This is a genomic window from Burkholderia sp. EMB26 (assembly GCF_024730645.1).
Lineage (GTDB): Bacteria > Pseudomonadota > Gammaproteobacteria > Burkholderiales > Burkholderiaceae > Burkholderia > Burkholderia cenocepacia.
This window is the reverse complement of record NZ_CP078070.1, coordinates 2,039,166-2,063,776: the sequence shown is the minus strand read 5'-3', so window position 1 is coordinate 2,063,776 and position 24,611 is coordinate 2,039,166. Positions and strand designations below refer to the sequence as shown.

At 67.5% G+C, this 24,611-nt stretch carries 23 protein-coding genes and 1 other RNA gene; 14 read left to right on the top strand and 10 right to left on the bottom strand.

Features of this window, described 5'->3' with window-relative positions:
* Positions 1 to 2 precede the first annotated feature (2 nt).
* Together KU887_RS09695 and lipA are read left to right on the top strand one after the other, a co-directional pair.
* The gene (locus KU887_RS09695; protein ID WP_006485078.1) at positions 3 to 1,118 is read left to right on the top strand and encodes an acetoin dehydrogenase dihydrolipoyllysine-residue acetyltransferase subunit; all 1,116 of its coding nucleotides are present in this window, start codon (positions 3 to 5) and stop codon (positions 1,116 to 1,118) included.
* A gap of 2 nt (positions 1,119 to 1,120) precedes the next feature.
* A complete protein-coding gene (gene lipA / locus KU887_RS09690) occupies positions 1,121 to 2,086 on the top strand; it encodes a lipoyl synthase (protein ID WP_060211294.1) in 966 nt (321 codons plus the stop codon).
* Positions 2,087 to 2,090: 4 nt separating this feature from the next.
* Here lipA and KU887_RS09685 read toward each other — a convergent pair whose 3' ends face one another.
* The 8 genes from KU887_RS09685 to trxA form a co-directional block, all read right to left on the bottom strand.
* A complete protein-coding gene (locus KU887_RS09685) occupies positions 2,091 to 3,446 on the bottom strand; it encodes an MATE family efflux transporter (RefSeq protein ID WP_258250036.1) in 1,356 nt (451 codons plus the stop codon).
* A gap of 2 nt (positions 3,447 to 3,448) precedes the next feature.
* Positions 3,449 to 5,281, bottom strand: coding sequence for a glycosyltransferase family 39 protein (locus KU887_RS09680; RefSeq protein ID WP_006485070.1), 1,833 nt, complete (start codon positions 5,279 to 5,281; stop codon positions 3,449 to 3,451).
* Positions 5,282 to 5,426: 145 nt separating this feature from the next.
* Positions 5,427 to 5,687 carry a type B 50S ribosomal protein L31 gene (locus tag KU887_RS09675; protein WP_006485080.1) on the bottom strand — a complete coding sequence of 87 codons (261 nt, stop codon included), beginning with the start codon at positions 5,685 to 5,687 and terminating at the stop codon, positions 5,427 to 5,429.
* Between the two features lie 156 nt (positions 5,688 to 5,843).
* The gene (locus KU887_RS09670) at positions 5,844 to 6,677 is read right to left on the bottom strand and encodes a zinc-dependent peptidase (RefSeq protein WP_006496402.1); all 834 of its coding nucleotides are present in this window, start codon (positions 6,675 to 6,677) and stop codon (positions 5,844 to 5,846) included.
* 38 nt (positions 6,678 to 6,715) lie between these two features.
* The gene (locus KU887_RS09665; RefSeq protein WP_048985926.1) at positions 6,716 to 8,272 is read right to left on the bottom strand and encodes an MFS transporter; all 1,557 of its coding nucleotides are present in this window, start codon (positions 8,270 to 8,272) and stop codon (positions 6,716 to 6,718) included.
* Entirely contained in the window at positions 8,269 to 8,769 is a 501-nt protein-coding gene (locus KU887_RS09660; protein WP_006485074.1) for a MerR family transcriptional regulator, read from the bottom strand. The genes KU887_RS09665 and KU887_RS09660 overlap by 4 nt, the downstream gene beginning before the upstream one ends.
* Before the next feature lie 129 nt (positions 8,770 to 8,898).
* A complete protein-coding gene (gene rho, locus KU887_RS09655; RefSeq protein ID WP_006478662.1) occupies positions 8,899 to 10,161 on the bottom strand; it encodes a transcription termination factor Rho in 1,263 nt (420 codons plus the stop codon).
* Between the two features lie 195 nt (positions 10,162 to 10,356).
* Positions 10,357 to 10,683, bottom strand: a complete 327-nt coding sequence (gene trxA / locus KU887_RS09650; protein WP_006402348.1) for a thioredoxin TrxA — start codon at positions 10,681 to 10,683, stop codon at positions 10,357 to 10,359.
* A gap of 391 nt (positions 10,684 to 11,074) precedes the next feature.
* Here trxA and ffs point away from each other — a divergent pair.
* The 10 genes from ffs (at position 11,075) to KU887_RS09600 (ending at position 20,656) form a co-directional block, all read left to right on the top strand.
* An RNA gene (ffs, locus tag KU887_RS09645) (signal recognition particle sRNA small type) lies at positions 11,075 to 11,173 on the top strand.
* Between the two features lie 127 nt (positions 11,174 to 11,300).
* Positions 11,301 to 13,664: a DNA polymerase III subunit gamma/tau gene (locus tag KU887_RS09640; RefSeq protein ID WP_258250035.1), complete on the top strand. Its 2,364-nt coding sequence runs from the start codon at positions 11,301 to 11,303 to the stop codon at positions 13,662 to 13,664.
* Positions 13,665 to 13,759: 95 nt separating this feature from the next.
* Positions 13,760 to 14,086 carry a YbaB/EbfC family nucleoid-associated protein gene (locus KU887_RS09635; RefSeq protein ID WP_006482124.1) on the top strand — a complete coding sequence of 109 codons (327 nt, stop codon included), beginning with the start codon at positions 13,760 to 13,762 and terminating at the stop codon, positions 14,084 to 14,086.
* 31 nt (positions 14,087 to 14,117) lie between these two features.
* Positions 14,118 to 14,714: a recombination mediator RecR gene (gene recR / locus KU887_RS09630; RefSeq protein WP_006478665.1), complete on the top strand. Its 597-nt coding sequence runs from the start codon at positions 14,118 to 14,120 to the stop codon at positions 14,712 to 14,714.
* A gap of 48 nt (positions 14,715 to 14,762) precedes the next feature.
* Positions 14,763 to 15,968: a CaiB/BaiF CoA-transferase family protein gene (locus KU887_RS09625; protein ID WP_006482127.1), complete on the top strand. Its 1,206-nt coding sequence runs from the start codon at positions 14,763 to 14,765 to the stop codon at positions 15,966 to 15,968.
* A 221-nt stretch (positions 15,969 to 16,189) separates the two neighbouring features.
* Positions 16,190 to 16,951: a 5'/3'-nucleotidase SurE gene (gene surE, locus KU887_RS09620; protein WP_006482126.1), complete on the top strand. Its 762-nt coding sequence runs from the start codon at positions 16,190 to 16,192 to the stop codon at positions 16,949 to 16,951.
* Complete coding sequence (locus KU887_RS09615) at positions 16,948 to 17,880, top strand: protein-L-isoaspartate(D-aspartate) O-methyltransferase (protein WP_006482129.1); 933 nt, start codon at positions 16,948 to 16,950, stop codon at positions 17,878 to 17,880. The genes surE and KU887_RS09615 overlap by 4 nt, the downstream gene beginning before the upstream one ends.
* 5 nt (positions 17,881 to 17,885) lie before the next feature.
* A complete protein-coding gene (locus KU887_RS09610; protein ID WP_034195698.1) occupies positions 17,886 to 18,776 on the top strand; it encodes a peptidoglycan DD-metalloendopeptidase family protein in 891 nt (296 codons plus the stop codon).
* Between the two features lie 11 nt (positions 18,777 to 18,787).
* Positions 18,788 to 19,876: an RNA polymerase sigma factor RpoS gene (rpoS, locus tag KU887_RS09605; RefSeq protein WP_006484452.1), complete on the top strand. Its 1,089-nt coding sequence runs from the start codon at positions 18,788 to 18,790 to the stop codon at positions 19,874 to 19,876.
* A 3-nt stretch (positions 19,877 to 19,879) separates the two neighbouring features.
* Positions 19,880 to 20,656 carry a 3'-5' exonuclease gene (locus KU887_RS09600; RefSeq protein ID WP_258250034.1) on the top strand — a complete coding sequence of 259 codons (777 nt, stop codon included), beginning with the start codon at positions 19,880 to 19,882 and terminating at the stop codon, positions 20,654 to 20,656.
* A gap of 31 nt (positions 20,657 to 20,687) precedes the next feature.
* Here the strand turns inward: KU887_RS09600 and KU887_RS09595 are convergent, their stop codons facing one another.
* Positions 20,688 to 21,542 (bottom strand): endonuclease/exonuclease/phosphatase family protein, encoded by an 855-nt coding sequence (locus tag KU887_RS09595; protein WP_058901519.1) that lies wholly within the window; start codon positions 21,540 to 21,542, stop codon positions 20,688 to 20,690.
* Positions 21,543 to 21,850: 308 nt separating this feature from the next.
* Here KU887_RS09595 and rlmD point away from each other — a divergent pair, with 308 nt between their 5' ends.
* Positions 21,851 to 23,155: a 23S rRNA (uracil(1939)-C(5))-methyltransferase RlmD gene (rlmD, locus tag KU887_RS09590; RefSeq protein WP_230877682.1), complete on the top strand. Its 1,305-nt coding sequence runs from the start codon at positions 21,851 to 21,853 to the stop codon at positions 23,153 to 23,155.
* 63 nt (positions 23,156 to 23,218) lie between these two features.
* On the opposite strand, the gene KU887_RS09585 is transcribed toward rlmD, so the two are convergent.
* Positions 23,219 to 23,917, bottom strand: a complete 699-nt coding sequence (locus KU887_RS09585) for a Bax inhibitor-1/YccA family protein (RefSeq protein ID WP_006761414.1) — start codon at positions 23,915 to 23,917, stop codon at positions 23,219 to 23,221.
* A gap of 249 nt (positions 23,918 to 24,166) precedes the next feature.
* Between KU887_RS09585 and ndk the strand changes: the two genes are divergently transcribed.
* Positions 24,167 to 24,592: a nucleoside-diphosphate kinase gene (gene ndk / locus KU887_RS09580; protein ID WP_006478674.1), complete on the top strand. Its 426-nt coding sequence runs from the start codon at positions 24,167 to 24,169 to the stop codon at positions 24,590 to 24,592.
* Positions 24,593 to 24,611 lie beyond the last annotated feature (19 nt).

Here is a 24,611-nt window from a genome sequence, read left to right as displayed (position 1 = left end):
CGATGTCGATTCACATGATCACGATGCCCAAGTGGGGGCTGTCGATGGAGCAGGGGCAGGTCAACGGCTGGCTGAAGGCAGTCGGCGAGCGCGTGACGAAGGGCGACGAGGTGCTCGACGTCGAGACCGACAAGATCTCGTCGGGCGTCGAATGCGCGTTCGACGGCACGCTGCGCCGGCAGGTCGCGCAGGAGGGCGAGACGCTGCCGGTCGGCGCGCTGCTCGGTGTGGTCGCGGCGGCCGATGCAAGCGATGCCGACATCGACGCGGCGATCGCCGACTTTCAGCGCGATTTCGTGCCGAGCGCGGCGTCCGACGAGGCGGCCGGCCCGCAGCCCGAGAAGGCGCAGATCGGCGGACGCACGATCCGCTTCCTGAAGCTGGGCGACGGTTCGGGCACGCCGGCCGTGCTGATCCACGGCTTCGGCGGCGACCTGAACAACTGGCTGTTCAATCACGCGGAGCTCGCCGCGCACCGGCCGGTGTGGGCGCTCGATCTGCCGGGCCACGGCGAATCGGGCAAGGCGGTCGAGAACGGCAGCCTCGACGAACTGGCCGACGCGGTGCTCGCGCTGCTCGATGCGCAGCACATCGAGCGCGCGCACCTGATCGGCCATTCGATGGGCGGCGCGGTCGCGATGACGGTGGCCGAGCGCGCGCCGCAATGCGTCGCGTCGCTCACGCTGATCGCGAGCGCGGGGCTCGGCACCGACATCAATCGCGCGTACATCGACGGCTTCGTCGCCGGCAACAGCCGCAACACGCTGAAGCCGCACCTCGGCGCGCTGTTTGCGGACCACGCGCTGGTCACGCGGCAGCTCGTCGAGGATCTCGTCAAGTACAAGCGGCTCGAAGGCGTGCAGGCCGCGCTCGAGAAGATCGCGGATGCCGCGTTCGACGGCGCCGCACAGCGGCGCGTGTTCCGCGACCGGCTCGCGACGCTTGCGCCGCGCACGCTGGTGATCTGGGGTGAGCGCGACGAGGTGATTCCCGCGCAGCATGCGCAGGGTTTGCCGGACGGCGTGCGTGCCGAGGTGATCGCCGGCAGCGGGCACATGGTGCAGATGGAGGCGGCCGCCGACGTGAACCGCCTGATCGTCGCGTTCCTCGGAGACTGACGATGGCCGCCGCGCTCGAACGACCCAGCCTCACGGCGCTCGGCCAGCCCGGCGCCAGAAGTCGCGACAAGCTCGCGCGCATTCCGGTGCGCGTCGAGCCCGCGGCCGGCACGGCACTGCCGAAGCCGCCGTGGCTGCGCGCGCGGCCGATGATGAGCGCGGCGGTGGCCGACATGGCCGCCGTGCTGCGCGAGCATCGGCTGCATTCCGTCTGCGAGGAGGCAATGTGTCCGAACATCGGCGAATGCTTCGCGCAGCGCACCGCGACTTTCATGATCATGGGCGGGCTGTGTACGCGGCGTTGCCCGTTCTGCGATGTCGCGCACGGCCGTCCCGAACCGCTCGATCCCGACGAGCCGGCGCGGCTGGCCGACGCGGCCGCGGCGCTCGGGTTGCGCTACGTCGTGATCACGTCGGTCGACCGCGACGATCTGCGCGACGGCGGCGCCGCGCATTTCGCCGCGTGCATCGCGGCGGTGCGCGCGAGCGTGCCGGGCATCGGGGTCGAGGTGCTGACGCCGGACTTTCGCGGCCGCGCGGTCCGCGCGCTCGACGCGCTGTCGTCGGCGTGGCCCGACGTGTTCAACCACAACATCGAGACGGTGCCGTCGCTGTACCGGGCGGCGCGGCCGGGCGCCGACTATCGCGGCTCGCTCGAGCTGCTCGCGCAGGCGAAGGCCGCGCGGCCGACGCTCGTGACGAAATCGGGGTTGATGCTCGGGCTGGGCGAGCGCGACGACGAGGTGCGCGACACGCTGCGCGACCTGCGCGCGCACGAGGTCGACGTGCTGACACTCGGCCAGTATCTCGCGCCGTCCGCGCATCATTTGCCGGTGCGGCGCTACGTGAGCCCGGAGGCGTTCGCCGCGTGGCACGACGAGGCGCTTGCGCTCGGTTTCAGGGAAGTCGTCGCCGGCCCGCTCGTGCGCTCGTCATATCACGCGGCTGACGTGCTGGAGGACGCGTAGCGCATCACGCAGCCGCGGTGGCGTGCGCGCGACCGATGCGGCGCAGGTACAGCACGAGCCCCACGCCCGCCAGCATCAGGCTGACCGTGTTCGCGAACCAGAAGCCGCGCGCGCCGGTCAGCCATGCGGGTGCGATGCCGCCGACGTCGAAGCCGAGCACGTAGCCGCCGCTGAGTCCGACGCCCCACAGCGCGACCGCATAGATCACGGTCGGCACGACCGCCACCTTGTACGCGCGCAGCACGAACGCCGACGTGACCTGCAGCGCATCGAACACGTGATAGCACGCGACGATCGCGACGAGCGGCATCGCGGCCGCGGCGACGGCGGGGTTCGGCGTGTAGCCGCCGATGATGAGCGGGCGCAGCGCGAACACGAGCAGGCCGTAGGCGGCCGCCACGCCGCACGCGAAGATCACGCTGTGTCGGCCGAGCAGCCGGGCTTCCTCGGCGCGTCCGGCGCCGAGCGCGCGCGCGACCAGCGTCGACGCCGCCACGCCGATCGACAGCGGCGTCATGTACAGCACGGCGCCGATGTTGCCGGCGATCTGGTGGCCGGCGAGCGTCGTCGTGCCGAACTGCGCGATGAACAGCGCCATGCACGTGTACGACGTGACCTCGATCAGGTACGACAGGCCCATCGGCACGCCGAGCTTCAGGATCGCCTTCTGGCGTTCCCAGACGGGCCAGCAGAAGCGCGAGAAGATCGCGAGCGGCGCGAACACGTCGAGCTTCGCGAGCAGCGTGTAGCCGATCAGCGCGAGCGCCCAGTTGATCAGCGTGCTGGCCAGCCCGCAGCCGGGGCCACCGAGCGCCGGTACGCCGAAGCCGCCGAAGATGAACCACACGTTCAGCGGGAACTTGAGCAGCAGCGCGCCGATCTGCAGGATCATCGCGAGCCGCGGCTTGCCGGCCGCGTTGGTCAGCGCGTTGTAGATGCGGAATACGAGGCTGGCGGGCAGCCCGTACGACAGGATGCGCAGGTAGTCGACGGTGCGGTCGTGCAGCGCGGCGGGCGCATGCGCGACGCGCAGCAGCGGCTCGGGAAAATGCAGCAGCAGGAAGCCGGGAATCGCGAGCAGCAGCGCGAGCCACAGCGCCTGGCGCACTTCCTCGCCGATCTCCGCATAGCGCCGCGCGCCGTACAGTTGCCCGGTGATCGGCTGCAGCGCGGACAGGATGCCCGTCAGGCCGATGTAGATCGATACGTAGATCGACGAGCCGAGCCCGAGCGCGGCGAGATCGACGGCCGAGTAGCGGCCGACCATCGCGGTGTCAATCACGCCGAACGCGATGATCGCGAGCTGGCCGACCAGCACCGGCCACGCGAGACCGACGATCCGGCGGATGTCGCCGAGCATCGTCAATCGGCCGTCGGGCGGCGCGGCGGACGCCGCTTGACGGGCGCTTTCGGCCGTTCGATGCGCTCGTACAGGCGGAAGCGCTCGTCGCGGTCGGCGACGCGCCGGCCTTCCCAGACGAGACGCCACACGTATTGCGACATCGCGCTCGGCTCGCCGAAGTCGGCGCGGTCCTGGCGCAGGATCACGTCGCAGTCGCCGGAGAAATCGAAGTGCATGTCGCCGAAGTACGCGAAGGTCGCGATCTGCGCGTCGCCAAGCCGCACCGGCGAGATGCACTCGTAGTCGGACGGCAGGTGCACGGCGATCTGTTGCGCGACATCGCGATAGGTTCGGCCGTAGTTGACGATCGGCAGCCACAGCGTCATCAGCAGCACCCACATCAACGTGGTGCCCGCGCTCGACAGCACGACGCTGCGCCACAGCACCTTCGGCTGGCGCGACACACGCCAGCGCACGAGGAAGCACCAGCACACGGTGACGATCACCGCGCAGATGAACGACAGGATCTTGAAATGCGGCTCGTAGCCGGGCACGAGGCGCGCGAGGTTGCGCGCGAGCGGATGCGGGAAGCCGGTGAGCGACGCGAGCCACACGAGCCACACGAAGGTGCCGAGGATCGTGAAGCTCAGCACCGCGAACCAGTCGATCGCGTTGATCGCGCCGCGCTTGAGGGTCGGCAGCGCGAACGTCGCGAGCACCGCGAGCGGCGGCAGCAGCAGCATGTACATGCGGTTCGACTGCTGGCTTTGCAGGATCACGAGCGCGACGAGCGGTACGGCGACCGACAGCGGAATCGCGATGTGCGCGCGACGGCGCATGCCGGCCCAGCTCCACCACGCCCAGATCGCGAGCGGCCACGCGGGCCACGTGAACAGCGGCAGGTTTTTCGCCGCATAGCCGAGCACGGCCGTCGGCGGGCCCGAAAAGCGCATCAGGCTGCCGTGGATCCACTGGTTGAAGAACCACGCGGCGTCGTCGGGCGCCGCGACGATGGCGGCGAGCGGCCACAGCGCGAAGATCGCGGCCGCGAGCGGCACGCCGAGCAGCGGCAGGTGCAGGTTGCGCATCTCGGGCGTGACGAGCCACAGCGCGGCCGTGCCCGCGAGCAGCGCGACGACCAGCACCGGGTTGCCGGACAGCGCGACGAGGCCGATCGCGAGGCCCCACCACAGGGCGCCCTGCAGCGGCTTGTCGATGCCGCGCACGATCCCGTACACGAGCATCGCGATCCACGCGAACTGCGCGAGCTGCGGCGTCGTTTCGTGCCCGCGTTCCGCGAGGCCGAAGCAGGCGACGAGCACCAGCAGCGCACCGTCCGCGAGCGTGCGGCCGTAGTCGCGCGGCTCGGGCTCGCCGCCGAACGCGTACTTGAATGGTTGGACCTCGGCGCGCCGGCCGAGCAGGTAGGCCGCATACCAGACGAACGCGCACGCGACGCAGAACAGCACGCCGGTCGCGACGCGCGACGCGTTGCTCGCGTCGACCCACGGGCCGAGGCCGCGGATCGACAGCGCGCCGAGCCAGTAGCCGAGCGGCCCGTCGGTCGTGATGAACTTGCCGACCAGGTTCGGCAGCAGCCAGTCGTGCCAGCCGCCCTTGGCCATCGTCCACATCACGCCGAAGCCTGCCGCGTCCTCGTTTTTCCACGGGTCGCGGCCGAACAGGCCGAACGCCGCGTAGACGAGGCAGAGCGTGAGCAGCAGCCAGCGCGGCAGCGCACGCGTGGCGGAGGCGGTGAGACGGACGACAGGCTTCATGCAGATGAGCGATTTGTTATGGGCGGGCGGCCAGCGCGGTTGCGCGCGGTCGAGCCGGTTTCGAGCATCCGGCATTGTAGTCGCGCCCGCTGTTGTGCGTCAGGTCGTTGCCCGGGCGCCGGGCGGCGCGTCGTCGGGCGAGCAGAGACAAAAAAGGGCAGCCTGGGCTGCCCTTTTGTGCGATACCGGTACGTTGCAACCACCGGATACGGTGCGAAGCTTACTTCGCCTTGCCGTTGGCGCGTACGCCGAACTTGTTCTTGAACTTCTCGACACGGCCTGCCGTGTCCATGATCTTTTGCTGACCCGTGTAGAACGAGTGCGATTCCGACGACACTTCGATCTTGGCGAGCGGGTAGGTCTTGCCGTCGAGTTCGATGTTTTCGCGCGTCTGGATCGTCGAGCGCGTGATGAACTTGAAGCCGTTCGACATGTCTTGGAAGACGACTTCGCGGTAGTCCGGGTGAATGCCAGGTTTCATGATTTTCCTTGGTGATAGCGGTAGCCAACCCGCCGCTTGCCGTGTCGAGCCGCCCCGGTGGAGCGATTCGGCTGACGTCAAGCCCGGCGCGAGCCACTTGCCTAAGGTCGAAAAACGGCGATTATGCCAGAAAATCAGACGGTTGACGATTAATTTTCACGGTGCGTCGAGCGCGCCGGTGCCGGCCGGATCCTGTCGGTAGTAGCGCGCGAGGAGCCGGTACAGCTCCGGAAATTCGGACTCGAACGCTTTCGGTCGCACGAACAGCGCCTCGCTGCATACCGCGAAGAATTCCGACGGGTGATCGGCCGCATAGGGATCGATCAGCGAATCCCGCTCGAAGCGCGCCCATGCGCGATCCGGCACCGCGTCGACGCGCGCGCAGAACTGGTCGTACGCATGTTCGAACACGTCGGCCCACGCCTGCGCGTCGAGGTGCGGCGCATGCCAGCGGCGAAACAGGGGCGGATAGCCGTCGGCCGCGCCGTTGACCATGTCGATCTTGTGCGCGAACTCGTGGATCACGACGTTGTACGCGTCCCGGCCGTCCGTCATCTGCGCGTCTTCCCACGACAGGATCACCGGGCCGCCTTCCCAGGCCTCGCCGCTCGCATCCTGCTCGACTTCGTGGACGACGCCGTCCTCGTCCTGCACGGTCTTGCGGATCACGAATTCGCCCGGGTACACGACGACGCCGACCCAGCCGTCGTACAGCGACAGGTCCAGATTCAGCACCGGCAGGCAGGCCTGCGCGGCGATCGCGACGATCATCGCGTCGGTCAGTTCGAGCCCGTGCGCGGTCGAAAACGATTTTTTCGCGACGAACAGGCTCGTCAGCTCGCGCAGCCGCCCGAGCGCGTCGGGCGGCAGGGCGGCGAGGAACGGCAGGCGTTCGACGGTTTCCTGCCACAGCGGATCGGGAATCGGATGGCTGCGCAGCGCGCGGTCGCGGCGGCGGTCGTCGAACCAGCGGGTCAGTTTCGAAAGCATGGAGGCTGCGGACGAAAATCCAAAGCCTGTCTTTTAACTCAATCGATCTGTTTTTGCCATGCCGCGAAGAGGCCGCCGACGAGCGCCACGCCCGCGAGGAAGTAAAAGCCGTCGAGCGACGCGAGGAACGACGCCTGTTGCGCGACCATTCGCGCGATCGACGCGATCGCGAGGCCATGCGCGTCGTTCAGCGCGTGGCCGGCTGCCGCGTAGCTGCGCGTCAGCGCGTCGACGGTCTGCTGGAACAGCGGGTCGAACAGGTTCGCGCGCTCGACGAGCCGCGTCTGGTGCACGGCGACGCGATGCTGCTCGACGATGATCACCGACGACGTCGCGAACGAGATCGTCAGTTGCCGCACGATGTTCTTCAGCCGGTAGCCGTGCGTGTATTCGTCGATCGCGAAGATCCGGAACGTGAGGTTCGCGACCGGCAGCACGATGAACAGCAGCAGCAATCCGCGCAGCAGCAGCGGGACGATCAGCGCGGCTTCGCCGACCTGCGGCGTCATCCGCGTCATCCACAGCGCGGCCGTGACGGCGATCGCGAACCCGGGCACGACGAACCACTTCTTGTGCGGGACGAATTTCGCGTAGCGCAGGTACGCGAACAGCGCGGTGGCGGAGATCAGCGACATCGTGCCGACCAGGCGCCCGGCATTCTCGACCGGATAGCCGAGCCCGCCCTCGAGAAATCGCGACGTCAGGTAACTGAAGCCCGTCGTCTCGTAGTAATAGAACATGTAGAGCAGCAGCCCGACCTGAAAAGTGCGCTCGCGGAACGCATGCAGCCGCACGAGCGGCGTCGGATGGTTCCACTGGTGATACGCGAACCACGCGAGCGCGCCGAGCCCGGCAAACGTCAGCATGATCAGCATCGGCGAGCCGCTGTAGAGCTGGTAATGCACCTGCTGCAGCACGATCTGCAGCGCCCCTTGCGCGAGCGCGAACACGACATACGGCCAGAAGTGTCCGGAGCCGCGCTCGTCGTCCGGCGTGCGGCCCGAATCGGGCAGCGTGAGCAACGCGAGGATGGCGAACGCGATGCCGGCCGGCGCCGTGCACGCGAACAGGGCGCGCCACGTCGAATGCGCGACCAGCAGCCCGCCGACGATCGGCGCGAGCGCGCTGCCGAGCAGGATCATGATCAGGAACGCGCGTGTCGCGGGCGGCCGCTCCTGCGGCTTGAAGCTGATCTGGATCAGGATCCGGCACGCGCCCATCATCGGGCCGATGAAATAGCCCTGGAAGCCGCGCGCGAACGCGAGCTCCAGCGACGTGTCGGCCAGCGCCGCCGCGATCGCGCCGAGCGAGAACATCAGCATGCAGCCCGCGACGTAGCGGCGATGGCCGAGCCGGTCGACCCACCATTGCTGCTGCAGGATGCCGAGCACGGCCGTGACCGCGTAGGCGCTCGACGACCACACGAGTTCGTCGGGCGACGCGTTGATGCCGCCCGCGATGTAGCTCGCGAAGAACGAGAAGACGGCGTTGTCGAAGTAGTCGATGCCGGTGACGAGCGCGAGCGCCCATGGAAACAGGTCCGCGCGCAGGTTCGCGCGGCTCCATAGCGGCGGCCGGCCCGGCACGGCGTTCATTCGCGGTCCTTGCGGGCGCGCCGCGCGCCGATTTCGGCCCGCCGCTGCGCGATCAGTTCATCGGCGTTTTCACCGGCGAGGCGCCGCTCGACGTAGTCGATGTCGTGCTGCAACTCCTTGCGCAGCGCGACGGCTTCCTTCAGTTCGCGCTGGACGGCCGCGATCCGCCGGTCGAGCGTGTCGATCTGCTCGGCGAGGCCGGCGCGGATGTCGCGCAGCGACGCATCCGAATAGCGGCGCCGGCCGTCGCCCGTTTCTTCCAGCGGACGCTTCAGCATTTCGGTGATGCCGTGCAGCGAGAAGCCCAGCGCGCGCAGCCGCAGGATGCGCGCGAAACGCTCGAGGTCGGCTTCGTCGTAGAGACGGTAGCGGCCTTCGCTGCGCGACGGCGTGACGAGGCCGCGCTCTTCGTAATATTTGAGCGTGCGCGGCGTGACGCCGAGCCGCGACGCGGCGTCGCTGACGGTCAATAGCGGGGTGGAGGCGTCGGTCGGCATCGGGTATCGGGGATTCGGCGGGACAATGACGCGATTATAGATCAACCTGTACGTTCACGTTCAGGTTGGGGCCGAAAAAACGGCCGCCGGGCAGGATGCGCGGGCGGCCGTGTCGCGGGGCGGGGGCGATCAGCCGCCGCGGCGCATCAGGTCGAAGAACTCGGAGTTGCTCTTCGTCTGGCGGATCTTGTCCAGCAGGAATTCCATTGCCTCGACTTCGTCCATGTCGTGGATGAACTTGCGCAGCACCCAGATCTTCTGAAGGATCTCGGGCTTGATCAGCATTTCCTCGCGACGCGTGCCCGACTTGTTCAGGTTGATCGACGGATACACGCGCTTTTCCGCGAGACGGCGCTCGAGGTGCACTTCCATGTTGCCGGTGCCCTTGAACTCTTCGTAGATCACGTCGTCCATGCGGCTGCCGGTTTCGATCAGCGCGGTGCCGATGATCGTCAGCGAACCGCCTTCCTCGATGTTGCGCGCCGCGCCGAAGAAGCGCTTCGGACGCTGCAGCGCGTTCGCGTCGACACCGCCCGTCAGCACCTTGCCCGATGCCGGGATCACGGTGTTGTACGCACGCGCGAGACGCGTGATCGAGTCGAGCAGAATCACGACGTCGTGCTTCATTTCGACGAGGCGCTTGGCCTTCTCGATCACCATTTCGGCGACCTGCACGTGGCGCGTGGCCGGTTCGTCGAACGTCGACGCGATCACTTCGCCGGCGACCGAGCGCTGCATTTCGGTCACTTCTTCCGGGCGCTCGTCGATCAGCAGCACGAACAGGATCACGTCCGGGTGGTTCTGCTTGATCGCATGCGCGATGTGCTGGAGCATCACGGTCTTGCCGGACTTCGGCGACGCGACGAGCAGGCCGCGCTGGCCCTTGCCGATCGGCGCGATCATGTCGATGATGCGGCCCGTGACGTTTTCCTCGCCGCGCATTTCGCGTTCGAGCGACAGCGGCTTGTTCGGGTGCAGCGGCGTGAGGTTCTCGAACATGATCTTGTGTTTCGAGGCCTCGGGCGGCTGCCCGTTGACTTTGTCGACTTTCACCAGCGCGAAGTAGCGCTCGCCGTCCTTCGGCGTGCGGACTTCACCTTCGATGGTGTCGCCGGTGTGCAGGTTGAAGCGGCGGATCTGCGACGGGCTGATGTAGATGTCGTCGGTGCTCGCGAGGTACGACATTTCCGGCGAGCGCAGGAAGCCGAAGCCGTCCGGCAGCACTTCGAGCGTACCGTCGCCGAAGATCGTCTCTCCCGTCTTGGCGCGCTTTTTGAGAATGGCAAACATCAACTCCTGCTTGCGCAGGCGGTTCGCGTTTTCGATCTCCAGGCCGTTGGCCATTTCGATCAGTTCGGACACGTGCAGAGACTTGAGCTCGGATAAATGCATACGGAGAACCCGCCAGGGAGGAGAAGCGACGAAAGAAAATAAGGGAGGAGGGCGAGCGGAGGCGCTCAGAGACTTAAATGCGTCTTGTCGACGTTTTTTAATTCTAGCATAGGCCGATTCGCGCTTGAGCGAGCGATCGGCGGCTTGACGACGGACGTGTTGCCGACTGACAACACGTCCGTGGAACTGCCGGTATTACAGGTGGCTGTCCAGGAAGGCGGTGAGCTGCGACTTCGACAGCGCGCCGACCTTCTGCGCGGCGGCCGCGCCGTTCTTGAACAGGATCAGCGTCGGGATGCCGCGCACGCCGAACTTCGCGGGCGTGGCCTGGTTGTCGTCGACGTTGATCTTCGCGATCTGCAGCTTGTCGCCGTAGTCCTTCGCGACTTCGTCGAGGATCGGGGCGATCATCTTGCACGGGCCGCACCATTCGGCCCAGAAATCGACGAGTACGGGCTTGTCGGACTTGACGACGTCCTGTTCGAACGATGCGTCGCTGATGTGTTTGATCTGTTCGCTCATTGGGTCAATACCTCTTACGGTTCGGGGACTGCCTGCTTGCGCGTTGCGGCGTACCGGCCGCCGTAGGCTGCCGGCCGCTGCGGCAGGTCACTCCGCCTTCCGGAAGGGAGGGGGCGTAAGCGCTGCATGCCGCGGCTCGCGGGTCGTTCGGGCGTCATATTAGCCTAAATTGCTATCTGCTGCGGGCGGCGATAGTAGCCGCTACGCGAGTAGGGGTACGACGCGACGTTCGACCGTCGTGCCACGCAGGTGGAGGCCGGTCCGCAAATTACAAGGGGGTGGGCCGCATGCGGTGCGCGCGAACGGGCGATGCGCGGGTTTGCCCGGCGATATTCGCTTTGATGCGAACAAACGGTCGCATTCGTCCGGAAGCGGTGATAGAATATGCCGTGACGGGCCTCCTCGCATGGTGGGGCGGTGAACCTGGTCAGGTCGGGAACGAAGCAGCCACAATCGTTTTCCGCCAGTGCCGAGGGTTGGGCTCGTCACCTTCCTTCTCGCCCCGTTCGCAGGGCGTTTTTTATTTCTGCGTCACACTCTGTTCGACCTCCACCTTGCCCGTGTTCCGCACCGCTTCGCGTGTCGGCGCGACGCAGCGTTACTGATACAATTTCCCGATGACCTATCAAGTTCTCGCACGCAAGTGGCGTCCGAAGGATTTCGCTTCGCTCGTCGGCCAGGAGCACGTCGTCAGGGCGCTCACGCACGCGCTCGACGGCGGGCGTCTCCATCACGCCTATCTGTTTACCGGAACCCGCGGTGTCGGCAAGACGACGCTGTCGCGGATCTTCGCGAAGGCGCTCAACTGTGAAACCGGCGTCACGTCGCAGCCGTGCGGCGTGTGTCGCGCGTGTCGCGAGATCGACGAGGGCCGTTTCGTCGATTACGTCGAGATGGACGCGGCGAGCAACCGCGGCGTCGACGAAATGGCCGCGCTGCTTGAGCGCGCGGTGTACGCGCCCGTCGATGCGCGCTTCAAGGTCTACATGATCGACGAAGTGCACATGCTGACGAATCACGCGTTCAACGCGATGCTGAAGACGCTGGAAGAGCCGCCGCCGCACGTCAAGTTCATCCTCGCGACGACCGATCCGCAGAAAATCCCCGTCACCGTGCTGTCGCGCTGTCTGCAGTTCAACCTGAAGCAGATGCCGGCCGGGCACATCGTGTCGCATCTCGAGCGGATCCTCGGCGAAGAACGGCTCACGTTCGAGCCGCAGGCGCTGCGCCTGCTCGCGCGGGCCGCGCAGGGCAGCATGCGCGACGCGCTGTCGCTGACCGACCAGGCGATCGCCTATTCGGCGAACGAGGTGACCGAGTCGGCGGTGTCGGGCATGCTCGGCGCGCTCGACCAGACCTACATGGTGCGCCTGCTCGACGCGCTCGCGGCCGGCAACGGCCCGGAAATCCTCGCGATTGCCGACGAGATGTCGCTGCGCAGCCTGTCGTTCTCGACCGCGCTGCAGGATCTCGCGAGCCTGCTGCACCGGATCGCGTGGGCGCAGTTCGCGCCGGGCTCGGTGCTCGACGAATGGCCGGAAGCAGCCGACCTGCGCCGGTTTGCTGAGACGCTGAGCCCCGAGCAGGTGCAGTTGTTCTATCAGATCGCGACGGTCGGGCGCGCCGAACTCGGCCTGGCGCCGGACGAATACGCCGGTTTCACGATGACGCTGCTGCGGATGCTCGCGTTCGAGCCGGCCGTCGGCGCCGGCAGCGCACCGGGCGGTCAGCCGTCCGTGCCGCCGCGTGCGGTGCCGGCCCCGCGTGCTACGGCGGCACCGGCCGCCGCCGCGGCGAAGCCGGTATCGGCCGCGCCGGCAAGCGCAGCGCGCCCGCCAGCCGCGACGCCGGCTGCGCCGGTCGCCCGTTCGGCGCCGGTGCAATCGAGCGATGAAGCCGAACGGCCGGCCGCCAAGCCGGCTGCCGTTCAGTCACCGGCAGAAGCAGCGCCGGAACCGGTCGCGGCTGACGTGCAAGCTGTCGAGCCTCCTCAGCCGGAAACGAAGGCAGCGCCCGTCGGCGACACGCCGCCTCCCGCGCGCAAGGAACCCGAGCCGCCCGCCGTTGCCGTCGTGCAGCGAAACGACGAACCGGCTCCGCAGGCCGAACCGGCGCCGCGCGTCGCATCGCCCGAGCCGGCCGCCGCACGGCCGGCGGCGCGCGCGGGCGGTGCCGCCGCCGCACTCGACGTGCTGCGCAATGCGGGGATGCGCGTGTCGTCGGACCGCGGGCGCGCAGGCGCTGCCGCCAAGCCGGCTGCGGCCCAGCCGGCTGCTGAAAAGCCGGTCGCGCCGCGTCCGGCCGTCCAGGTGCCGGCGCCGCGTGCTGCCGCCCGTGCGCCGCAAGCAGCCGATTCGCGCCAGCCGTCGCCGCCGTGGGAAGACATCCCGCCCGACGACTACGTGCCGCTCAGCGCCGACGAAATGTTCGGCGGGTCCGACGACGCCTTCGTGCCGGTGTTCGACAGCGGTCCCGACGACGTGCGCGTGACGCCGAAGCCGGCGGACGCGCGTCCGGCCGCGCCGATCGACACGCGTCCGCTGCCGCCCGCGATCGCGCTCGATCCGATCGGTTTCGACGGCGAATGGCCGGCGCTGGCCGCGCGGTTGCCGCTGAAGGGTGTCGCGTACCAGCTCGCGTTCAACAGCGAGCTGACGGCCGTCGATGCAACCGCATTGAAATTGTCCGTGCCGGTGCCGCAGTATGCGGACGCCGCACAGGTGGCGAAGTTGAAGGCCGCACTGGCCGATGCGCTCGGCAAGCCGGTCGAGGTGACCGTCGAGGTCGGGCCCGCGCGGCGCACCGCGGCGGCGCTCGATGCGGCCGCGCGCGCGGCGCGCCAGCGCGAAGCCGAGCAGGAGATTCACGGCGATCCGTTCGTCCAGCAGCTCGTGCGCGAGTTCGGTGCACGCATCGTCGAAGGGTCGGTGCGCCCGCTCGCCGATTCGGCGCCGGACGGCGCGCCGCCGACGCTGCATTGAACTGAGTGCCCCGCGACAGGCACAATCACGCCCCGCACACATTGGCCGGCACGCGCCGCGTGCCGGTTTTCACACGATCAAGAAGGAGTATTCCCATGTTGAAAGGCAACCTCGCCGGACTGATGAAGCAAGCGCAGCAAATGCAGGAAAACATGAAGAAGATGCAGGAGCAGCTTGCGCTCATCGAAGTCGAAGGGCAGTCGGGCGCCGGCCTCGTCAAGGTGACGATGACGTGCCGCAACGAAGTGCGCCGCGTGTCGATCGACCCGAGCCTGCTCGCGGACGACAAGGACATGCTCGAGGATCTCGTCGCCGCTGCGTTCAACGACGCGGTGCGCAAGGCCGAAGCCACGTCGCAGGAAAAGATGAGCGGCATGACCTCGGGCCTGCCGCTGCCCCCGGGCTTCAAGCTGCCGTTCTGAGCGCGGCGTCCTTGCCACTGTTTGCCGCCGTATGAAACAGCCGTCCGCCCTGTCCGCCCTCGTCGAAGCGTTGCGCGTGCTGCCCGGCGTCGGGCCGAAATCCGCGCAGCGCATGGCGGTTCACCTGATGCAGCACGACCGTGAGGGCGCGGAGCGGCTCGGCCGGTCGCTGCTGTTCGCGACCGAGCACCTGCAGCACTGCGAGAAGTGCAACACGTTCACCGAAGCGCAGATCTGCGAGGTCTGCAGCGACGAGGAGCGTGATCCGACGCTGCTGTGCGTCGTCGAGACGCCTGCCGACCAGATCATGCTCGAGCAGACGATGACCTACCGCGGGTTGTATTTCGTGCTGATGGGGCGATTGAGCCCGCTCGACGGGATCGGCCCGAAGGAAATCCATTTCGACCGCCTCGTGCGGCGCGCGTCCGACGGCGTCGTCAAGGAAGTCGTGCTCGCGACCAACTTCACGAACGAAGGCGAAGCCACCGCCCACTACCTCGGCCAGACGCTCAAGGCGCGCGGGCTGGCGGTCACGCGCCTCGCGCGCGGCGTGCCGGTGGGCGGCGAGCTCGAGTACGTCGACGCGGGCACCATCGCCCGCGCGATGCTCGACCGCCGCACGATGTAAGCCGGGCGCCGCCTGCGGGCGGCGCCGTTCCTCATGCCAGGGAGACACATGAGCACCAGCCAGGGCCCGCTCGCGGGCGTCAAAGTGCTCGAATTCGGAACGCTGATCGCGGGGCCGTTCGCGTCGCGGCTGTTCGCCGAATTCGGCGCGGAAGTGATTAAGATCGAGGATCCGAACGGCGGCGACCCGCTGCGCAAGTGGCGCAAGCTCCATCCGGAGCAGGGCGGCACGTCGCTGTGGTGGTCCGTGCAGGCGCGCAACAAGAAATCGGTCACGCTGAACCTGAAGGCCGACGCCGGCAAGGCGATCGCGCGGCAGCTCGCAAGCGAGGCCGACATCGTGATCGAGAACTTCCGCCCGGGCCTGCTCGAAAAGCTCGGGCTCGGCTACGACGTGCTGTCGGCCGACAATCCGGGCCTCGTGATGGTGCGCCTGTCCGGCTACGGGCAGACGGGCCCGTACCGCGACCGGCCTGGCTTCGGCGCGATCGCCGAATCGATGGGCGGGCTGCGCCACATCACCGGCTATCCGGATCTGCCGCCGCCGCGCATCGGCATCTCGATCGGCGACTCGATCGCCGCGCTGCACGGCGTGATCGGCGCGCTGATGGCGCTCCATCACCGCAAGGTCAACGGCGGCGCGGGGCAGGTGGTCGACGTTGCACTGTATGAAGCCGTCTTCAACATGATGGAAAGCGTGGTGCCCGAGTACGGCGTGTACGGGATGGTGCGCGAGCGCACCGGCGCGTCGCTGCCGGGTATCGTGCCGTCGAATACGTATGCATGCCGCGACGGCAGCATCGTGATCGGCGGCAACAGCGATCCGATCTTCAAGCGGCTGATGAAGGCGATCGAGCGCGACGACCTCGCCGACGATCCCGCGCTCGCGCAAAACGACGGGCGCGTGCCGCGCACGCAGGAAATCGACGACGCGATCGCCGCGTGGCTCGCGCCGCGCACGATCGAAGAGGCGCTCGCCGTGCTGAATGCGGCCGACGTGCCGGCCGGGCGCATCTACAGCGCCGCCGACATGTTCACCGATCCGCAGTTCGTCGCGCGCCAGATGATCCAGCGTTTCAAGCTGGCCGACGGCACCGACATTCCGCTGCCGAACATCACGCCGAAGCTGTCGGACACGCCGGGCGAAACGCGCTGGCTCGGGCCCGAGCTCGGCGAGCACACCGACGAGGTGCTGCGCGGCCTCGGCTACGACGCGCAGGCGATTGCCGCGCTGCGCGAGGCGGGCGCGATCTGAGTGCCCCGCGGCCTGGCGCCTTGCGCCGGGCCGCCCGACGGACGCCTTTTCCGACGAGTCGTTCGTCGGGGCGAAAAACCCCGGCGACCCGGTGTTTTCCCCGGCACGTGGAATGCCGCCGCACGATGCGGCGGCGCATCGTGCGCCCATGCGTATACCCACCCGTCCGCGGCCGCCGGACTGTCGCTCTCGCGCCATCTTTCCTCGGTTACAATCGCCGGATGCGAATCCTACTCAGCAACGACGACGGCTATCTCGCCCCCGGTCTCGCCGCGCTCAGCGAAGCGCTGCAGCCGCTGGCCGAGCTCACGGTGATCGCGCCCGAGCAGAACTGCAGCGGCGCGTCGAACTCCCTCACGTTGTCGCGGCCGCTGTCGGTGCAGCGCGCAGCGGGTACGGGTTTCTTCTACGTGAACGGCACGCCGACCGATTCGGTGCACGTCGCGCTGACGGGGATGGCCGATGAGAGGCCCGACATCGTCGTATCCGGCATCAACAACGGCCAGAACATGGGCGAAGACACGCTCTATTCGGGGACAGTTGCAGCCGCCACCGAGGGCATCATGTTCGGTGTGCCGGCGATTGCGTTCTCGCTGGTCGACAAGGGCTGGGCCCAGCTGCCGGACGCCGCGCGCGTCGCCGCGGAAATCGTCGCGCATTACCTCGCGCACCCGCTGCCGGGCAACCCGCTGCTGAACGTCAATATTCCGAACCTGCCGTACGACGAGCTGAAGGGCTGGAAGGTTACGCGCCTCGGCAAGCGTCATCCGTCGCAGCCGGTGATCCGCCAGACCGACCCGCGCGGCGAGCCGATCTACTGGATCGGTGCCGCGGGCGACGCGCTGGACGCCAGCGAGGGCACCGATTTTCACGCCGTCGCAAACGGTTTCGTGTCGATCACGCCGCTGCAGCTCGATCTCACGCATACGCAGATGCTGCCCGCGACGCGCGAATGGGTGCGCGCCGGAGGGCGGGCTTCATGAGCGGCGAGCGCGCGAAGCGGTTCCCGCTCGCGCTCGAAGATCTCAAGCGAGCGCCACGCAAGTCGGACGGTCGGGCCGGTGAACGCCAGGCGGCGGGCGCGGTGCCGAAGGCCGCCGACAAACCCGCAGCCGTGCTGAAACCGGTTGCGGTGAAGCCGGCCGCCGTGCGGGCGCCGCTGCCGGGTATCGGCGCCGCGAAACCGGCGACCGCACCGAAGCCGACCGTGCTCAAGCCAGCGCTGCCGAAGCCGGCTGCGCCCACGATCGCGCCGGCCGGCGCGTTCGCCCTCACGTCGGAACGTGTGCGCGAGCGGATGGTCGAACGCCTGCGCGCGAACGGCGTGACCGATACGCGCGTGCTGGACGCGATGGCCGCGGTGCCGCGCCACCTGTTCGTGGATCCGGGGCTCGCGACGCAGGCCTACGAGGATTCGGCGCTGCCGATCGGCCATCAGCAAACCATTTCAAAGCCGTCGGTCGTCGCGCGCATGATCGAGCTCGCGATGGCCGGCCGCACACTCGAGCGCGTGCTCGAGATCGGCACGGGCTGCGGCTATCAGGCCGCCGTGCTGAGCCACGTGGCACGCGACGTGTATTCGATTGAACGCATCAAGCCGCTGTATGAGCGCGCGAAGCTGAACCTGCGGCCGCTGCGCGTGCCGAACATCCGTCTGCACTATGGCGACGGGCGTGTCGGCCTGCCGTCCGCGGCCCCGTTCGACGCGATCGTGATCGCGGCGGCGGGGCTCGACGTGCCGCAGGCACTGCTCGAGCAGCTCGCGATCGGCGGGCGGCTCGTCGCGCCGGTCGGCGCGCAGAGCGGGCAGCACCAGGTGCTCACGCTCGTCGAGCGCGTCGCGCACGCGCAATGGCGAGAGTCCCGGCTTGATCGCGTTTTCTTTGTCCCTTTAAAATCCGGAGTGATTTGAAACCGATGAGTATGTTGCGCGCGATGCAAAACAACCGATCCCGGGAACCGCTCACGCTCGCCCAGCGCGCGATCTGTGTGGCTGCGTTCTCCACGCTACTGGCCGCCTGTGCGACGCGGCTCGACAACGCGCCCGTCGTCGACCGCTCCGGGTCGCTCGGCACGACCGCCACCGCGCAGCCCGCGGTGCCGCTCGGCCCGCCGCCGCCTGGCTTCTATCGTGTGAAGCCGGGCGACACGCTGTACCGGATTGCGCTCGAGAACGGGCAGAACTATCGCGACATCGCGTCGTGGAACAACCTGGCGAACCCGAACCAGATCGAAGTCGACCAGCTGCTGCGCGTGGCGCCGCCGGGCGGCGCCGCGGTCGCGGGTGCGCCGGCCGCCGCGCCGATCGTCGGTGGTGCGGTCGCGACGGCACCGCTGAGCAGCGGTCCGGCCGCGCCAGCTGCCGGCACGTCGTCGGCGCTGGCCGCCACGCCGCCGGCTGCGGCAACCGGATCGAGCGATACGGCCGCGGCGCCGAGCGGTCCCGTGACGTTCGCGTGGCCCGCGCGCGGCCCCGTGCTGAACGGGTTCGACGACGCGAAGAACAAGGGTGTCAATATCGGCGGGACGGCCGGCGAGGCCGTGAAGGCGGCGGCGGACGGCCGAGTCGTTTACTCCGGCAACGGTCTGCGTGGTTACGGCAACCTCATTATCATCAAGCACGATGCAACTTACCTCACGGCGTATGCACACAATCGCGCTTTGATGGTAAAAGAGGGGGACGCGGTAACGAAGGGGCAGAAGATCGCCGAGATGGGTAACAGCGATGCCGACCGCGTGATGCTGCATTTCGAGGTTCGCCGGCAGGGTAAGCCTGTCGATCCGCTGAAGTATTTGCCGCCTCAATAACCGAGACGACCATGCCGAAATCGAAGCGCCACGAGCCGCAAGCCGAGTCTGAGAAGATCAGTCGTGCCACGCAAGCATCGGTGGGGCGAGTGGGTGCTTCGACGGACGACGAAGACGACGTCGCGGAAAACGAACGTGATCTCGAGGCACGCGACGCCGAGGCCGAAGGTGGCGACGACGAGCGCGAAGGCCGTCAGGAAGCCGCGCCCGACGTCGACGATTTCCGCACGCTGCTGCAGGCCGAACTCACGGCCGACACGATCCAGCATTACCTGAACCGCATCAGCGTGAAGCCGCTGCTGACCGTCGAGGAAGAGCAGCGCTATTCGCGTCTTGCGAAGGCCGGCGAATTCGAGGCGCGGCAGGTGATGATCGAGCGCAACCTGCGTCTCGTCGTCAGTATCGCGAAGGGGTACCTGAACCGCGGCGTGCCGCTGCTCGACCTGATCGAGGAAGGCAACCTCGGCCTGATGCACGCGATCGAGAAATTCGACCCGACGCGCGGTTTTCGCTTCTCGACCTACGCGACGTGGTGGATCCGGCAGAGCATCGAGCGGGCGATCATGAACCAGGCCCGCACGGTGCGCCTGCCCGTGCACGTGATCCGCGAACTGAACCAGGTGCTGCGCGCGAAGCGCCACCTCGAAAAGAATTCGATGTCGACGGGCGAGGCGGCCGAACGCCGTGAAGCCAGCATCGACGACATCGCCTATCTCACCGGCAAGACCGCCGAGGAAGTCACCGATATCCTCGCGCTCAACGAACACACGGCGTCGCTCGACGCGCCGCTCGACCTCGATCCCGCGAGCAGCCTGCTCGACCTGCTGCCCGACGACCAGAGCCAGTCGCCCGACGCCGAGGTGCAGCACCGCGAGCTCGAAACGCTGACGCGCGCGTGGCTGTCGCGGCTGTCCGACAAGCACCGGCACGTGATCGAGCGCCGCTTCGGCCTGAACCACATCGAACCGGCGACGCTCGAGGAGCTCGCCGACGAGATGGGGCTCACGCGCGAGCGCGTGCGGCAGATCCAGCAGGAAGCGCTGGTGCGCCTCAAGCGGTTCTTTGCCTCCAACGGCGTGCGCAAGGACGCCGTTCTGTAACTGATGACTCCGATTCTCGTTTTTGACATCGAGACGATTCCCGATGTCGACGGCATTCGCCGTCTGGAAGACCTGCCCGCGACGCTCGACGATGCCGCGGTGGCCGAGCATGCATTCGCCGCACGCCGCGAGAAGACCGGCAGTGATTTCCTGCCGCATCACCTGCAGCGGATCGCGGCGATTTCGTGCGTGTTCCGCGACAACAACGGTTTTCGCGTGCGCTCGCTCGGCACGCCGCAGGACAGCGAAGCCACGCTGATCCAGTCGTTCTACCGCGTAATCGAGAAATACACGCCGCAGCTCGTGTCGTGGAACGGCGGTGGCTTCGATCTGCCGGTGCTCCATTACCGCGCGCTCGTGCACGGCATTCCCGCCACCCGCTACTGGGATCTCGGCGAGGACGACCGCGAGTTCAAGTGGAACAACTACATCTCGCGCTATCACTCGCGGCATACCGACCTGATGGACGTGCTCGCGATGTATCAGGCGCGCGCCAATGCGCCGCTCGACGCGCTCGCGAAGCTGTGCGGCTTTCCGGGCAAGCTCGGGATGGACGGCAGCCAGGTATGGCCGGCGTTCCAGGACGGGCGAATCGAGGAAATCCGCAACTACTGCGAAACCGACGTCGTCAATACCTATCTGCTGTATTGCAGGTTCCAGTTGATGCGCGGCGGCCTGACGCCGAGCGAGTACGCGGACGAGATCCTGCTCGTGAAGAACGCGCTTGCGCTGGAACCGGCGCCACACTGGGTCGAATACCTGGCCGGCTTCGACGCGTAGCGCGGACAGCCCGCGCCGCGGCCAGCCCGAATCAGCCGAGGTCGAGCAGCACCGGCTGGTGATCGGACGCGCGCACGTTACCGTCGATTTCGCAGCGGGTGACGCGCGGCAACAGCGTGTCGGTCACGAACACGAAATCGCACGCGAGCGGCCCGTCCGACCATTGCACCGTATCGTAGACGCCGGCCGTCGGCGGCGGCGTGCGGCCGGGGTGCCGCGCAACCCACGCGTCGACGAAATCCGGCGCGTCGGCAAGCGGCGCCAGGAAGCGCCGGTATGCGTCGCTGCCGAATGCACTGTTGAAATCGCCGCAGACGATCGCATCGCGTGGCTGTCCGGTCGCGCTGAACGGCCCCTCGGCGGTTTCGGCGCGGGCCGGGTGGGTCGCGTGCGCACAGGCCTCGCGATGCCGGTCGCGCAGCGCGCCGACCTGCGCGAGCCGCTGGCGCGCCGAGTAATACTCCAGATGCGTGGTGACCACGCGCAACGGCCCGAACGGCGCCTGCAACTCGATGTCGAGCGCGACGCGCGGCATCGACGGCGCGCCGGCGTCGGCCGGCCACGGCAGCGACTGGCGCAGCACGCGCCCGACCGGCAGCCTTGTCGCGATGGCGTTGCCGAACTGGCGGCGCGGTGCGCCCGGCCGGATGGCCGGCAGGTCGGCGCCGATCGCGTCGACGACCGTATAGCCGGGCAGCAGCGCGGCGAGTTCGGCGAACTGGTCGGGGCCCGGCCGGCCGGGCAGTGCGTCGAAGCCGCGCGTGACTTCCTGCAGGCACAGCACGTCGAAATCGCCGAGCTCGCGAATGGCCGCGACGGTGCGGGGAAGATCGACGACGCCGTCCGCGTCCCGACCCCATTGGATGTTCCAGTCGATCAATCGCATGGTCGAATCTCCTGTCGGGCGAAATGTCGGGCCTTGGGCCTCGGGCGTTGCTCCGGCTGATTTGCGGCCGGGCATTGCCGCAGGCGCTGCATGGCCGCCCGGTCGCGCCACGGGCTGTCCGTGCGCAAGTTCGACGCCTGCCTCATCCAAAGCGCGCGACGGAGGCTTTCGTCGTCTACAATCTCGCCTTCTTCAACGTTTGTCAGGAAAAGCTGGTGTCCGAAGCCGTCCCCACTTCTGCGCGCAAATCGAAAAATGCGCCCGTCGCGCCCGGGCCCGCCCCGGTTCTCGAGATCGAATCGCTCGACATGGAAGCGCGCGGTGTTGGCCGCACGGTGACCGAGGACGGCGGGCCGGGCAAGGTGATCTTCGTCGAAGGCGCGCTGCCGGGCGAGCGCGTGACTTATTCGAGCTACCGCCGCAAGCCGAGCTACGAGCAGGCGACGGTCGTCGACATTCTGCGCCCGAGCGTATTGCGCACGCAGCCGAAGTGCAAATTCTTCGGCACCTGCGGCGGCTGCTCGATGCAGCATCTCGACATGCGCGCGCAGGTGGCGGTCAAGCAACGCGTGCTCGAAGACAACCTGTGGCATCTGGCGAAGCTGCGCGCGGAAACGATGTTTGCGCCGATCCACGGCCCGTCGTGGGGCTACCGCTACCGGGCGCGCCTGACCGTGCGCAACGTCGCGAAGAAGGGCGGCGTGCTGGTCGGGTTCCACGAGAAGAAGAGCAGCTACGTCGCCGACATGACGAGCTGCGAAGTGCTGCCGCCGCACGTGTCGGCGATGCTCGTGCCGCTGCGCCGGCTCGTCGAGGGGCTGTCGATTCGCGACCGGATGCCGCAGATCGAACTCGCGGTCGGCTCGACCGTCACCGCGCTCGTGCTGCGCGTGCTGGAGCCGATCAATGCGGACGACGAAGCGCTGCTGCGCGCGTTCGCGGACGAGCACAACGTGCAGTTCTGGTTGCAGCCGAAGGGGCCGGACACGGTGACGCCGTTCTATCCGCTCGACGTGTCGCTCGACTACACGCTGCCGGAATTCGGCATCCGCATGCCGTTCAAGCCGACCGACTTCACGCAGGTCAATCACCAGATCAACCGCGTGCTGGTGGGCCGCGCGCTGCGCCTGCTCGCGCCGTCGCGCGACGATCGCGTGCTCGACCTGTTCTGCGGGATCGGCAACTTCACGCTGCCGCTCGCGCGGCTGTCGCGCGAAGTGATGGGCATCGAGGGCAGCGACACGCTGACCACGCGCGCGCTGGCGAACGCACGCGAGAACGGGGTCGACGGCCATACGACGTTCGCGTGCCGGAACCTGTTCGAAGTGACCGGCGACGACCTCCGCGCGCTCGGCGCATTCGACAAGTTCCTGATCGACCCGCCGCGCGAAGGCGCGCTCGCGGTGTCGAAGGCGCTGGCCGAGATCGCGCAGAGCGGCGAAGGTCCGCTGCCGAAGCGCATCGTGTACGTGTCGTGCAACCCGTCGACGCTCGCGCGCGATGCAGGCCTGCTCGTGCACGAGGCCGGCTACCGGCTGAAGGGCGCCGGTGTCGTGAACATGTTCCCGAATACGTCGCACGTCGAATCGATCGCGCTGTTCGAGCGCGATTGAGCCGGGCGGCGGACGTAAAAAAACCGGCCCGCGGGCCGGTTTTTTCGTGGTGCGCAGCGAACGTCAGTTGCGGTTGCCGCCGAAGATGCCGAGCAGCGCGAGCAGGTTCGTGAACACGTTGTACAGGTCGAGGTAGATCGCGAGCGTGGCCGAGATGTAGTTCGTCTCGCCGCCGTTCACGACGCGCTGGACGTCGAACAGCATGTACGCCGAGAAAATCGCGATCGCGAGCACCGATACGGTGAGCATCAGCGCCGGCAGTTGCAGGAAGATGTTCGCGACCGACGCGAGCAGGATCACGATCACGCCCATGAACAGCCACTTGCCGAGCCCGGAGAAGTCGCGCTTGCTGACGGTGGCGATCGTCGCCATCGCGGCGAAGATGATGCCGGTGCCGCCGAACGCGAGCATGATCAGCGACGGGCCGTTCGAGAAGCCGAGGATGAAGCTCAGCAGCCGCGACAGCATCAGGCCCATGAAGAACGTGAAGCCCAGCAGCACGAACACGCCGGCCGCGCTGTTTTTCGTCCGCTCGATCGCGAACATGAAGCCGAACGCGATCGCGAAGAACGCGAGCAGGCTCATCATCGGGCTCGTGGCCGCGAACAGCGAGAAGCCCGTCGCGACGCCGACCCAGGCGCCCAGCACGGTCGGCACCATCGACAGCGCGAGCAGCCAGTACGTGTTCCGCAGCACGCGGTTGCGAACCTCGGCGGTGCTGACGGAACCGCCGCGGCCGAAATTGTACGGATAGTCGTTCATGGTTTCTCCTAACATTGAACGCGTGGGCGTCCGGGGCCGGTTCGGCGCGCGCGATGTGCGGCGCAGCAAACCGGGGCAGCTATGGCTAAGATACGTTCCGTGCCGGGAGGTTTCAATGGCCCGGCGGCACAAAACATATGGATTCTGAACCTTTCATTCGTGTAAGGGTTCAATCGCAATGATACACGGGATCGTGCTACAATAGCGGATTCATTTGAACCTGTAACTTCTTAATTTTTTGGAGTTTTTATGGCAATCGAGCGCACCCTGTCGATCATCAAGCCGGATGCGGTGGCAAAGAACGTGATCGGCCAGATCTACAGCCGTTTCGAAGGCGCCGGCCTGAAGATCGTCGCATCGCGCATGGCACACCTGTCGCGTGCTGACGCAGAGAAGTTCTATGCAGTTCACGCAGCGCGTCCGTTCTTCAAGGACCTCGTCGACTTCATGATCTCGGGCCCGGTGATGATCCAGGTTCTGGAAGGTGAAGGCGCGATCCTGAAGAACCGCGACCTGATGGGCGCAACGGATCCGAAGAAGGCGGAAAAGGGCACGATCCGCGCCGACTTCGCCGACAGCATCGACGCGAACGCCGTCCACGGCTCGGACGCTGCGGAAACGGCAGCGGTCGAAATCGCGTTCTTCTTCCCGGAAATGAACGTTTACTCGCGTTAAGCCCTGGCTGACAGCAAGT

Bases quoted from the DNA above. Each gene is read 5' to 3' on its own strand.
- rpoS (WP_006484452.1), top strand. From the start codon at position 18,788: ATGCCGAAATCGAAGCGCCACGAGCCGCAAGCCGAGTCTGAGAAGATC.
- trxA (WP_006402348.1), bottom strand. From the start codon at position 10,683: ATGAGCGAACAGATCAAACACATCAGCGACGCATCGTTCGAACAGGAC.
- KU887_RS09625 (WP_006482127.1), top strand. From the start codon at position 14,763: ATGAGCACCAGCCAGGGCCCGCTCGCGGGCGTCAAAGTGCTCGAATTC.
- KU887_RS09615 (WP_006482129.1), top strand. From the start codon at position 16,948: ATGAGCGGCGAGCGCGCGAAGCGGTTCCCGCTCGCGCTCGAAGATCTC.
- lipA (WP_060211294.1), top strand. From the start codon at position 1,121: ATGGCCGCCGCGCTCGAACGACCCAGCCTCACGGCGCTCGGCCAGCCC.
- surE (WP_006482126.1), top strand. From the start codon at position 16,190: ATGCGAATCCTACTCAGCAACGACGACGGCTATCTCGCCCCCGGTCTC.
- KU887_RS09585 (WP_006761414.1), bottom strand. From the start codon at position 23,917: ATGAACGACTATCCGTACAATTTCGGCCGCGGCGGTTCCGTCAGCACC.
- KU887_RS09670 (WP_006496402.1), bottom strand. From the start codon at position 6,677: ATGCTTTCGAAACTGACCCGCTGGTTCGACGACCGCCGCCGCGACCGC.
- rho (WP_006478662.1), bottom strand. From the start codon at position 10,161: ATGCATTTATCCGAGCTCAAGTCTCTGCACGTGTCCGAACTGATCGAA.
- KU887_RS09685 (WP_258250036.1), bottom strand. From the start codon at position 3,446: ATGCTCGGCGACATCCGCCGGATCGTCGGTCTCGCGTGGCCGGTGCTG.
- ndk (WP_006478674.1), top strand. From the start codon at position 24,167: ATGGCAATCGAGCGCACCCTGTCGATCATCAAGCCGGATGCGGTGGCA.
- KU887_RS09600 (WP_258250034.1), top strand. From the start codon at position 19,880: ATGACTCCGATTCTCGTTTTTGACATCGAGACGATTCCCGATGTCGAC.
- KU887_RS09660 (WP_006485074.1), bottom strand. From the start codon at position 8,769: ATGCCGACCGACGCCTCCACCCCGCTATTGACCGTCAGCGACGCCGCG.
- recR (WP_006478665.1), top strand. From the start codon at position 14,118: ATGAAACAGCCGTCCGCCCTGTCCGCCCTCGTCGAAGCGTTGCGCGTG.
- KU887_RS09635 (WP_006482124.1), top strand. From the start codon at position 13,760: ATGTTGAAAGGCAACCTCGCCGGACTGATGAAGCAAGCGCAGCAAATG.
- KU887_RS09675 (WP_006485080.1), bottom strand. From the start codon at position 5,687: ATGAAACCTGGCATTCACCCGGACTACCGCGAAGTCGTCTTCCAAGAC.
- KU887_RS09680 (WP_006485070.1), bottom strand. From the start codon at position 5,281: ATGCCGGATGCTCGAAACCGGCTCGACCGCGCGCAACCGCGCTGGCCG.
- KU887_RS09595 (WP_058901519.1), bottom strand. From the start codon at position 21,542: ATGCGATTGATCGACTGGAACATCCAATGGGGTCGGGACGCGGACGGC.
- KU887_RS09695 (WP_006485078.1), top strand. From the start codon at position 3: ATGTCGATTCACATGATCACGATGCCCAAGTGGGGGCTGTCGATGGAG.
- KU887_RS09665 (WP_048985926.1), bottom strand. From the start codon at position 8,272: ATGAACGCCGTGCCGGGCCGGCCGCCGCTATGGAGCCGCGCGAACCTG.
- rlmD (WP_230877682.1), top strand. From the start codon at position 21,851: ATGGAAGCGCGCGGTGTTGGCCGCACGGTGACCGAGGACGGCGGGCCG.
- KU887_RS09610 (WP_034195698.1), top strand. From the start codon at position 17,886: ATGAGTATGTTGCGCGCGATGCAAAACAACCGATCCCGGGAACCGCTC.
- KU887_RS09640 (WP_258250035.1), top strand. From the start codon at position 11,301: ATGACCTATCAAGTTCTCGCACGCAAGTGGCGTCCGAAGGATTTCGCT.